This window comes from Micromonospora matsumotoense (assembly GCF_900091525.1).
Classification (GTDB): Bacteria; Actinomycetota; Actinomycetes; order Mycobacteriales; family Micromonosporaceae; genus Micromonospora; species Micromonospora matsumotoensis.
This window is the reverse complement of the sequence record NZ_FMCU01000010.1, coordinates 248258-259711: the sequence shown is the minus strand read 5'-3', so window position 1 is coordinate 259711 and position 11454 is coordinate 248258. Positions and strand designations below refer to the sequence as shown.

Annotated in this window: 7 protein-coding genes; all 7 read right to left on the bottom strand. The window is 69.9% G+C overall.

The window, feature by feature from the left end; translation table 11 throughout:
- Positions 1-3374 (bottom strand): type I polyketide synthase (locus GA0070216_RS20855; protein WP_141723148.1); only part of this gene is annotated, 3374 nt, incomplete at its 3' end.
- On the bottom strand, positions 3367-4182 hold the full coding sequence (locus GA0070216_RS20850) for a thioesterase II family protein (protein WP_091248580.1): 816 nt from the start codon (positions 4180-4182) through the stop codon (positions 3367-3369). The genes GA0070216_RS20850 and GA0070216_RS20855, both read right to left, overlap by 8 nt.
- Positions 4179-4820, bottom strand: a complete 642-nt coding sequence (locus GA0070216_RS20845) for an NADPH-dependent FMN reductase (RefSeq protein ID WP_091248576.1) — start codon at positions 4818-4820, stop codon at positions 4179-4181. The genes GA0070216_RS20850 and GA0070216_RS20845 overlap by 4 nt, the downstream gene beginning before the upstream one ends.
- 91 nt (positions 4821-4911) lie before the next feature.
- Complete coding sequence (locus tag GA0070216_RS20840) at positions 4912-5754, bottom strand: alpha/beta fold hydrolase (protein ID WP_091248572.1); 843 nt, start codon at positions 5752-5754, stop codon at positions 4912-4914.
- A gap of 43 nt (positions 5755-5797) precedes the next feature.
- The gene (locus tag GA0070216_RS20835; RefSeq protein WP_218108249.1) at positions 5798-6928 is read right to left on the bottom strand and encodes an LLM class flavin-dependent oxidoreductase; all 1131 of its coding nucleotides are present in this window, start codon (positions 6926-6928) and stop codon (positions 5798-5800) included.
- 60 nt (positions 6929-6988) lie between these two features.
- On the bottom strand, positions 6989-8266 hold the full coding sequence (locus tag GA0070216_RS20830) for an MFS transporter (protein WP_176739066.1): 1278 nt from the start codon (positions 8264-8266) through the stop codon (positions 6989-6991).
- A 241-nt stretch (positions 8267-8507) separates the two neighbouring features.
- A complete protein-coding gene (locus GA0070216_RS20825) occupies positions 8508-11441 on the bottom strand; it encodes a cation:proton antiporter domain-containing protein (RefSeq protein ID WP_176739065.1) in 2934 nt (977 codons plus the stop codon).
- Positions 11442-11454: the final 13 nt, after the last annotated feature.

The window sequence follows — 11454 nt, the reverse complement described above, 5'->3', positions numbered from 1 at the left end:
CCCACCTGCTCACCACGCAGCGACAACGGATCAATCCCCGCGTCCTCCACCGCCTCCCACGAAACCTCCAGAAACAACCGCTGCTGCGGATCCATCGCCAACGCCTCACGCGGCGAAATCCCAAAGAACCCCGCATCAAAACCCGCCACATCCCCCAAAAAACCCCCCGACCGCACATAAGACGTACCCGCCCTATCCGGATCCGGATCATAAAGACCATCCAAATCCCAACCCCGATCCAACGGAAAACCACCAATCGCATCCCCCCCACCCACCACCAACTCCCACAACTCCTCCGGCGACGACACCCCACCCGGAAAACGACACCCCATCCCCACAATCACGACGGGATCCTCGTCGGCAGGCCGGTCCGAAGGCGCACCCGGTGACGGCTGCACGGCCGCCCCGCTCAGTGCTGCGCCGACGAACCGGGCCAGAGCTTCGGCGGTGGAGTGGTCGTACATCACGGTGGTGGGCATGGTGAGACCGGTGGCTTCGTTCACCCGGCCCAGCAACTGCTCGAGCATGATGGAGTCAAAGCCCAGATCGCTGAAGGCGCGGGTGGGTTCCACCGCCCAGGGACCCTCATGCCCCAACAGCGCGGCAGCCGTCGAGCGGACCAGTTCCAACAGATCCGGGCTGCGATCCGACCCGGGCTGCGGGGCCGCCGAGGTCTGCTGCACGGCGGCATCCTGGACCCCGTCGGTGGCAGGACGAGCAGCCGAACGACGCCAGTGCCGTCCCCGCTGGAACGCGTACGTCGGCAGGTCGACCCGCTTGCCGTCGACGAACACGCGGTTCCAGTCCGGCGACCGGCCCCGCAGGTGCAGCCGGCCCAGCGCGCCCATAATTGCCTCGGCCTCGGCCCCGTTGGCCGGCAACGCCGGGACGAACTGATCCGGTTGGCGACCCTCCACACCCGTGCTCGCCATCGCCGACAGCGCGCCGGCGACGCCGAGTTCGAGAAAGGTGGTCACGCCGGACGCGTACAGGCTGTCGACGCCGTCGGCGAAGCGCACCGTCTCGCGCACCTGCCGCGTCCAGTACCGGGGTCCCCGGATGTCATCGGTCACCACACCGGTCAGGGTGGAGACCATGGGGATCGTGGGCTTCCGGAAGGTGAGCCCACCCGCGATACGGGCGAGCTCCGCCAGGATCGGGTCCATGTCGGCGGAGTGACAGGCCCGGATCACCCCCAGGCGGCTGGTCGTCCTGCCCCGCGCCGCCCAGGACTGCGCGATCTCGGCCACTGCTGCGGCGTCACCGGAGATCACTGTGGACATCGGCCCGTTGACCGCGGCGACGTCCACCCCGGCGGCGTGACGCCCGATCGACTCCCGTACCTCGGCCTCACCGGCCTCAAGGGAGTACATCGCGCCCCGGTCGGGCAGCGCCTGCATCAGCGTGCCGCGGGCCGCGACCAGTGCGCAGGCATCCTCCAGGGAGAACACGCCGGCCACGTGGGCGGCGGCGAGTTCACCGGCGGAGTGACCGAGCACGTAGTCGGGCCGGATGCCCCAGAACTCGAAGAGGCGGAACAGGGCGACCTCGAAGGCGAACTGGAACGACTGGGCCCAGAGCGTCTCGTCGAGCAGCCTCGCGCCGGCCGTCCCGTCGGCTGCGAAGGCGACCGACTCGACCGGGCGATCCAGATGCCGGTTCAGCTCCCGGCACACTGCGTCGTAGGCGGCGGTGAAGGCCGGGAACTCCGTGTACAGCTCCGCTCCCGCACGCACGCCTGATGCCTCGTGGCCGGGAAACAGGAAGGCCAGCCCGCCCTCGACGGGCCTGCCGATCGGCACCGAGGCGCTCCCGTCCCGCAGCGCCGCCAACTGCGCGACGAGGTCCTCCCTCGTCGCGCCGACCAGCGCCGCCCGGTGTTCGAAGGCCGTGCGTGACGTGGCCAGCGAGAACCCCAGCTCGACGGGGGATTCCCGGCCGCCCACGTCAAGGCGGTCCCGCAGGCGTGCGGCTTGGCCCCGGAGCGCCTGGGGGGTCCGGCCGGAGAGCACCCAGAGCAGGGCGCGGGACTCGGTCGGGGTCGCCACCGGCCGGACCGGTGCAGTATCGGGCCAGTCCGACACGACCACATGGCAGTTGGTCCCGCCGAGCCCGAACGCGCTGACTCCGGCGAGCAGCGGCCGATCCGGTCGCGGCCAGGCTCCTGCGTCCTGACGTACCATCAGGTTGCGCGATGTCAGGTCCAGAGCCGGATTCGCCCGCTCGAAGTTGATGCTCGCCGGCAATTCTCGATGATCGACCGAGGCGACGACCTTGACCAGGCCGACGATGCCCGCGGCGCTCTCCAGGTGACCGATGTTGGCCTTGACCGATCCGACCTGCAGCGTCTCGGCGGGGCCGCGACCGGCTCCCAGCACCCTGCCCAGGGCGGCGGCCTCGATCGGGTCCCCCACCTTGGTGCCGGTGCCGTGGAGTTCGACGTACTGGATGTCGCGGGGATCGACGTCGGCGTCGACGCAGGCCAGCCGTAGCAGCTCCGCCTGGGCCTCCACATTCGGTACGGTGAAGCCGCGACCGTCGCCGTCGTGGTTGACCGCCGTCCCGCGGATGACGGCGTGGATCCGATCAGCGTCGGCGATGGCGTCGGACAGTCGCTTGAGCAGGATCGCCGCACCGCCCTCGCCCCGTACGAAGCCGTTCGCGCGGGCGTCGAAGGTGAAGCAACGGCCGTCCGGTGACAGGGCGCCGAGCTCCGCCATGGCCAACCAACTCGCCGGGGCGACGTTGAGGTTCACGCCCGCCGCCAGGGCCGTCGAGGCCTCCCCCCGGCGCAGTGCCGCGCAGGCCGTGTGCACGGCGACGAGCGAGGAGGACTGCGCGGTATCGATCGTCACACTGGGCCCGCGCAGCCCCAGGAAGTACGAGAGCCGGTTCGCCAGCATCCCGTTGCTGAGCCCGGTGAACGACCGGTGGTCGATCTCGTCCAGGGATCCCTGTAGCCGCGCGTAGTCGTCGCCGCTGGCGCCGACGAAGACACCCACGGGGGTTCCGGCCAGCGCGCCCGGCTGGATGCCGGCGTGCTCGATCGCCTCCCAGCCGAGTTCGAGCACCAGCCGCTGACGGGGGTCCATCGCCTCGGCCTCGCGCGGCGACAGCTTGAAGAATCCGGCGTCGAACCGGTCGACGCCCTCGACGAATCCGCCCCACCGTAGCCCGGGGTGGCGGGCGGCTGCGGCGGCCAGCGGTTCGACGAGATCGGGTCGGGCGTCGACGATCTCGGTGATTCCGCTGCCTCCGGTGCGCAGGAGTGCCCAGAACGCGTCCGGATCGGGCGCCTTGGGAAGCCGGCACGCATAACCGATCACGGCGATGCACCCGTCGTTGTCCGCAGTCGCACCGTGCACGTCAGTCATCGGTCATCCCAGTCAGTAGCACGGTCATCAGACGCCCGAGCGCGGTGGTGTACGAGTTCAGGTAGAAGTGACCGCCCGGAAAGGTGTGCAGGGTGAACGGGCCCGACGTGTGGTCCCGCCACTTCTCGGCCTCGGCCACGGCGACCCGCGGGTCCTCGGTGCCGACGAGCGCGACGATCGGGCACCTGAGATCGGGCACGGTGGTGCCCTGATAGCCGTAGGTCTCCACCGCCCGGGTGTCATTGCGGACGAGTGGCAGCGCCGCCTGGACGATCTCCTCGTCGTCGAGGAGTTCGGCATCGGTGCCGTTCAAGGAGCGGACGACCCGGAGGAGTTCCGCGTCATCGACCAGGTGCAGTCCCTCGTTGCCGAGCAGCGAGGGGGCCCTGGCACCGGACACGAACAGGCCGGCGACCTCCCGGCCCCCGTGTTCGAGGCGCCGGGCCAGCTCGAACGCGAGCAGCGCACCCATGCTGTGCCCGAACAGGGCCACGGGGCCGGGCTCGTCCGCGAGTACGTCGACGACCCGGGCGGCAAGCTCCCGCAGGTCGTCGATCAGCGGTTCCGCTCGGCGGTCCTGACGCCCGGGGTACTGCACGGCCACCGCCTCCACCACCGGTGACAGCACCCCGGACAGCGCCCGGAAGTAGCCGGCCGAGCCGCCGGAATGCGGGCAGAGCAGCAACCGGACGGCCGCGTCGGGCGCGGGGTGGAAGCGCCGCAGCCACAGCACATGATCATCCGATGGCGAGGCGCGCCGGTCACCCGCGCCGCTTGCGCCGAGGTTGCCGGAAACCGTGTCGGTCATGCGAACCGCCCCATACCGAGGCGGGCCTGCATGTCGCCGGCGAACGCGGCGGGCGGTGGTGCGGGCAGCAGCACGTCCAGTCGCATCCGGGCGAACGCCACCACCTGCTCGGCCACCGTCTCCAACTGGGCCTGCAGACGCCCGTCGGAACACTGCCCACCCGGCCCAAAGCCGACGTCGGCCGTGTTCAGCGCGATGCCGAGCGGGGTCGGCCAGCCCCGCAGGGCGAAGACCGTGTCCCGCAGCGCCGCCAGGGTGTTCACCGCACCCTGCCATCCCTGACCAACGGCGATGCAGCCGACGGGCCGATCAGTGAAGTAGGGGCGGACGTCCTCGCGTAGCTCCTCGACGTGGTCGAGCGCGTTCTTCACCAACCCGGACATGCTGCCGTGGTAGGCAGGGCTGGAGAGGACGATGCCGTCGGCTGCGGCGACCTCCGATATCAGTCGGACGGCCTGCGGGCAACGTTTCCGCTCAGCGGGGTCGTAGAGCGGCATCTGCAGATCCTGGCCGACGATCAGCCTGGCCTCGGCCCCGCACTGTTCCGCCGCCGTCAGCGCGGCACGCAGTGCGGCTTCCGCGGTCGAACCCGCCCTGGTCGACCCGCCGATCCCGAGCACGGTCACCTTCGGCCTCATGAACGCCCCCCTCGATCATTTGCCAACTACGACACAGCGATCCGCGACAGCAGACGGCGCCAACCGAGACCGGCCCCGGCGTGGCCCGCTGCTACTGGCGGGAGAGGAACTCCACGACGGCCGCGGCGGTCACCTCGCTGGTCCCGACGCCGTAGTGGCTCCGGTCGACCTCGACAACCTCGGTCTGCGGAACGGCCTTCATGAAGTCCTGGAACGTCTCCTCGGGGACGATCAGCCCGCTCTCCGGCGTCACCGGGTCCAGGCCGCGCACCAGCAGCACCGGGCACCCGACGTCATCCCAGAGGTCACGGCCGTCGTGCTCGATGTCCCACTCGAAGTCCTCCATCACCGCGGCCTTCGAGGTACGAGACCGGAATCCGCCCTCCACCGGCTCCATCTCGTAGACGAAGTAGGACTCCCAGGTCTCCGACCAGGGCCGGACCAGCCCCATGTTCTTGACGTTCTCGAGATACTCCGGGAGCGAGGGAACCGTCGAGTCCAGCCGGTCGATCACCTGCCGGGCGACGTCCATGACCGGGGCCGGAGCCGCGGCGACCTGGTCCAGGAGCACCAGTCGCCGCAGCCGCTCCGGTGCCGTGCGGTGGATGTTGAACCCGATCAGGCTCCCGGTCGACCAGCCGATGTAGTCGAACTCCTCGATGCCCAGCTCATCGGCGATCCCGATGATGTCCTGTGCGTGGGCCGGCCAGCCGTAGGATCCCGCCGGGGTGTTGTCGCTGAGGCCCCGGCCACGCATGTCATGCGCCACGAGCTGGTAGCCCGCACGGTCGAGCGCCTCGGCCAGGGGTTCGAAGCACACCAGGTTGGCGGTCAGGCCGGAGACACCGAAGACGACCGGCCGGTCGCTGCTGCCCCAACGTCGCACGTGCACCGTGCCCGACGGCAGCTCGATGTCGTAGTCCTTGTACTCCACGGCGTACTCCTTCTCGTGACGAGTTCTGCTTCCGGGTGCGGGTTCAGCGGCGGAACTGGGGAATGACGTGCTCGCCCCACATACGGATGGTCTCCATGCATACGTCGAGCGGGACCGTCCCCATCTGGATGAGGCAGATCACCTCGTCGGCCCCTGCCTCCTGCAGCTTCTCGACGTAACGGATCGCCTGCTCCGGCGTCCCGTAGGCGTGGTCGGTGTTGAACACGCCGAGCGTGGTCGGATCCGCGGGGATCCTCGCCTCGTTGAGGAAGGCGATCTGGTCCTCGCGGGCACGGTCCATCGCACGAGCCTGGTCGTGGTCGTGGTCGGGGCGGCCGAGCTGCCCGGTCGCTGGATCGACCGACTCATCCGGCCTCGGCCGCCCCATGTAGTAGTGGCCGATCGACTGGGCGAAGAACCGCTGGCCACGGACGCCGATCTCCAGAGCCCGCTGCCCGTCTTCGAGCACGACCGTCGGGCACAGGGCAGCCAGATGGTCGTTGACCGAGGAGGAGACCAACCTGCTCCCACTGCGCGTGGCTATCGCCTCGTCATAGACCTTGCGGAGCTTGCGCACCTCCTCGATGCCGCCGAAGCCCATCACCAGCGCGCCGACGCCGTACTCGGCCGCCAACTCGACGGTCTCCTGCCGGCTGCAGGCCATGAACAGCGGCGGATGCGGCAACTGGACCGGTCGGGGCAGGATGGCACGCGGGCCGATGTCGAGCAGCGGGCCGTGCCACTCCAGGACCTCGTCCTTCCAGGCGGACGCGATGATCCGCACCCCTTCGTCGAGCTCCGCGTGGGTGCGCTCGGGATCCACGCCGAAGAGCGAGGTCTCCACCTGGGTCGCTCCCCTGCCCACGCCGAGATCCAGCCGGCCGTCGGACAGAAGGTCGAGCATCGCCGCCCGCTCGGCCGCCCGGATCGGGTGATTGACTGCGAACGGCAGGCAAACGACCCCGTGCCCGATGCGGATGCGACTGGTCTTGGCGGCCACCATCGACAGGAACACCTCGGGTGCACTCATATGCGCACACCACCGCAGACCGTGGTGCTCAACCGCCCAGACCCGATCGAATCCGGCCTGCTCCGCGAAGACGGCCTGTTCGACACAATGGCGCAGCACGCTGCGCTCATCGGCTGGATCCGCCATCTGTCCTTCGAACGTCATGGAAAAGAGCATCGATCGGTCCATTCCTGCTTGGCGTCGCGGTTCCCGACGACGACGGATCTACACGGTCTTCGCAGCGCTCCGTGCCCGGTGGGCCAGGGTGACCGCGCCGCAAGCGATCAGCAGCACCAGCATCAGCACATTGACCATGCTCCAGCCGAAGAACTGCAGCAGGGACGCAGCGCTGAGACCGCCGATCGCCGAACTTCCCAGGATCAGTGCCTCGCCGAGGGCCTGGCTCCGGGCCTTGTCCTTCGCCTGGTAGGAGGTGGCGATCAGGCCGGAGCCGGAGATGTAGAGCAGGCTCCACGACATGCCCACCAGGGTGAGTGCCGTGATGAAGTTGAACTGGCTGCCACCGGTGGCTCCGATGACGACTCCGGCGATGCCCAGTGCCGTGCCCAGCAGTTGCAGCCAGCCGACACCGACCTTGCGGATGAGGATCCCTGCCATCAGCGCCGGCGCGTACATGCCCACCATGTGGAGCTGGATCATGATGGTGCGTTCATCCGGCCCGTGCCCGGTCTTCATGGCGGCGATCGGCCCAACCGTCATGATCACCATCATCGAGAAGTAGCCGACGCCCGCACCGAAGGCGCCGGCGGCGAAACCCGGCTGCCGCAGGATCGCAGCGCGGGACAACATCTCGGGCGCCTTCTCCACCTGCTCGGCCTGCTGTGCCTGCCCGGCCGGTGGGGTGGCGACGACGCTGCGGTCCTTGAAGAACAACACCACCACCATGGACATCACGGCGAGGACGCTGACGAGGATGTAGGAACCCTCGTACTCGTGCGCCGTCACGTCCATCAGCGCGGTGGCGATGAACGGACCCGCGATGGCCGCGATGATCCCGCCGGTCAGGACCGTCGAGATGGCTCGGGCCCGGTACTCGGCCGGCACCTGGTCGGCGGCGGCGTACCGGTAGTAGCCCGCGCAGCCCTGGAAGAAGCCGATGCACAGCGCACCCAGGCAGAACAGAAGAAACGAGTTGAGGTGGATGGACAGGACGGAGACCAGACCACCCACCACGGCGAGGCCGGTGCCTAGCAGGAAGCCCGCCCGACGCCCGCGCCGTGCCATGAGCGCCGAGGCCAGGCCGGTGGTGCAGGCCGAGCCAACGGTGATCAACGCGAACGGCACGGTGGCCAGGGCCGGGTTGGGGGCGAGTTTGTAGCCGATGAGCCCGCTCAGCGTGAGGTCGACGCTGAGTGAGCACAGATAGAGGGCCTGGGCGGCGATCAGAATCGCGATCTGCCTGGTGCGCCCCTCCCACCAGGGGCCAGTGACGACCGCTTCCTCGGCCGTGGGGTGCTGCTGCCGGCTGGTGCTCTGACTCACCTCGACCCCTCCACTCCGGTCGCACGGAACGTCACGGAGCAAGTCGACGTTCTGGGACGTTCGATCGGAACGTGCCCCGGTCCGGATTCGGCGCGCACCCCAAACAAGGGAACGATGAGTTGTTTCAGACGAACCGACACAGCAAACCAACCTTCACTCAGCATGATGGAACAGCGTTCAGACATTATGAGTGGTGCATCAATAGTGTCAAACCGTTCTGAACCATCGGCAGTTCGCACTCTCAGGGCGTAATACGGCTGTAGCGGCCGGGCGCGATGATGCCGTCCGGGTCCAGCGCGTTCTTGATCAGGCCGATGGCCCCCCAGGGAGCCGTGTCCTGGTGCGTGATGAAGTCCATGGCGTCGATACCGACGCGGTAGAACCGGAAGCCGTCGGCGTACAGCCGCTCGTGCAGGTCCGCGTTGCAGGCGTGCGCCGCCTCGGTCCGCCCGGCGGCAGCGCGGTCGAAGTACAGGTTGATCACGACCTCGGCGTAGTCGGGGCCGGTCGGGTTCACCGCCATGGCGGGGGCGATGCCGTACCGCTCGCAGACGGACTCGACCAGCTCGACGAGGTCGCGGACGGTCTCTCCGGACACCGCCACCACAGGCATGCACGCCAGGTAGCCGATCGTCGTGTCGTCGAGGGTGTCCAGCTCCGAAGGGGCCGGCTCGTGACCCATGGCGCGGTGCAGACCTTCCAGGAAGGCGGTGGTCGGACGCCCGGCGTGCACCGCGAACATCGCGGAGACCACCGGGTCCGGGTCGGCGGCCGCGTCCTGGCTGTCGACCACCCGCACCTGCGCGCCGGCCCGCGTCAGCTTGTCACCGACGTACCCCACCCCGGCCGCGACCTGCGCCGCAGTCCCGTCGAGCGCCACCACCCCGGTCCACATCGGCACCTCGTGGCTCTGGCTCATCGAACCGATGCGCTTGTTGTTGAAGACATGCACGATCGAGTCGAGCGCGTTGGCGGTGAACAGCTCGGCGATCGTGTCCATGACGCGCGGCAGGGCGGGCTCGGCCAGGGAGAACATCACCAGGCGCAGCTCGTCGCGGACCGGCACCAGATCGACCACGGCAGCGGTCACGATGCCCATACCCGACTGGACGAACAGGTGGTCCAGACCGGGACCGAGGCCGTGGCGGTAGTGGTGCAGCTGCCGCTTGCCGTCGCCCGCCCACAGGCCCGTTCGCAGCAACTCGCCCGTTCCCAGCACGACTTCGAGACCGCGCACCTCCTCGGCGCGATGCCGCCGGAACCCGGTGCCGCGTTCGAGGAGGTTGCCCACGATCGACGAGTGCGGCGACGATCCCGTCACGTTCGGCACCAGACCGGGCGCGTGCTGCCGCAGGTGCCCCGCCAGCTGCGCCTGGGTGACGCCGGGTTCGACAACGGCGAAGCGCCCGCGCGGATCGACCTCGCGGATCCGGTCGAGCCCGGAGAGGTCGAGAAGCGCGCACCCCGAGGTGACCGGCAGGCGGGAGCCGAGCCCCCAGTTGCACCCCCGGCTCACCGGGTAGAGCGGTACCTTGTGCTCCCGCGCGACCCTCACCACTTCGGGGACCTGGGCCGGCGCGGTGGGCCGCAGCACGGCCACGATCTGCCGGGGCGGCGACACGGACGTGGTGCTGAGCACCGACTCCGTGCTCGGTCCGTCGTCCGAGACCCCGGCTTCACCGAGGATCTCGCGCCACTGGGCAACTGCCTTGTCTTGACTCATCTCGCCCACTTCAGAGACTTGTTCGTGAATGCGCACCGGGGTCACGTGGGGCCCACTCCGCGCCGATGCCCCGACAACCCGCAGGGCACGCAGCGCCGGACCGGTCGTCGCGGTGGTCACCAGGGTGACCAGGACGAGGGCGGCGAACAGCCGGGCGTCGATCACCCCTGCCTGGTGGCCCACCCCCAGGACGACCAGTTCGGTCAGGCCGCGAGTGTTCATCAGGACGCCGAGCCCCAGCGCTTCAGTGCGCGGCAGGCCCGACCAGTGGCCCGCCAGACCCGCGCCGGCCACCTTGGAGACGGTGGCGACGACGAGCAGCACAGCCAGGAGCACGAGATTCTCCCGGTCGAAGGCGAGCTTCCGGAGGTCGAGGGAGAGACCGAACCCCAGGAAGAAGAAGGGCAGCAGCAGCGTGGCCAGCGACGCGACGGAGGCGGTCGGCCTAGAGCCCGCCCGCCCGCCGCCCGCCGCCGGCCAGGCGAGTCCGAAGAGGAACGCGCCGATCAGCTGGTGCACCCCCAGCGCGGCCGTCAGCGCGGCGCTGGCGGCCGTGCCGGCTATGCAGAGGGTCAGCACCGTGCCCGGAGAGCCCGCGAACCGACCGTCGAGCAGCCTGCGGAGCGCGATCCGGACCGGCCCCAGGATCACCGCTGCCAGCACCAGGAGCAGGAGCGTCCGCCAGTTGGCCGCAGCGCTGTGCCCCTGCGCCAGGGCTAGGGCGACCGTGAGGACCGCCCAGCAGACACCGTCGCCCATCCCGGCGGCGTAGAGGCTGAGGCGTCCGGTGCGGCTGGAGGTCAGATGGAGGTCGCTGAGGATGCGCGCCAGGACCGGAAACGCGGTGACGCCGAGCGCGCACCCGACGAACAGCGCGAAGGCGGTCGACCCCACCGGGCCTCCGGCGTGCTGCGGGAAGAGCCATGTCGCCAGCAGCAGTCCGGCCGCGAAGGGCACCAGGAAGGAGGCAAGGGCCACCAGGGCCGCGCCCCGCGCTTCCGAGGCCGCGCCGCGCACCGCCGCCAGTTCCTGCCCGACCCCGAACATGAAGAGCACGAGCCCGACCTGGGCCAGGCCGTCGAGGCCGATGACCACCGGCGCGGGGAAGATCCACGCCGCCAGGTCTGGCGCCACCGCGCCCAGCGCCGAGGGCCCGAGCAGGATGCCCGCGCAGATCTCACCGATGACCTGCGGCTGACCGAGGCGGACAGCAAAGGCACCGGCGGCCCGGGCCGTGACGAACACCATGGCGGCTGCGAGCAAGAACACGGCCGTCTGCGAAACCCCTGCCGCAGGCCCGGACGGGCCACCCACGCCGGCCCGCGCGGTGCCCAACAGCGCGGCCGTGCCGACCACGGCCGGTGCGACGACGAGCAGGCTGTAGCCGAGCCGCTGCCGGCGCGGCGGGTCCGGGAGGGCGCCCGCCGCCGGCTGGCCCGGTGCCGCGCGCACCGGGCCAGCCGTT

Coding starts and splice junctions, on each gene's coding strand:
- GA0070216_RS20850 (WP_091248580.1), bottom strand. CDS start 4,182: ATGACCGACACGGTTTCCGGCAACCTCGGCGCAAGCGGCGCGGGTGAC.
- GA0070216_RS20845 (WP_091248576.1), bottom strand. CDS start 4,820: ATGAGGCCGAAGGTGACCGTGCTCGGGATCGGCGGGTCGACCAGGGCG.
- GA0070216_RS20835 (WP_218108249.1), bottom strand. CDS start 6,928: ATGACGTTCGAAGGACAGATGGCGGATCCAGCCGATGAGCGCAGCGTG.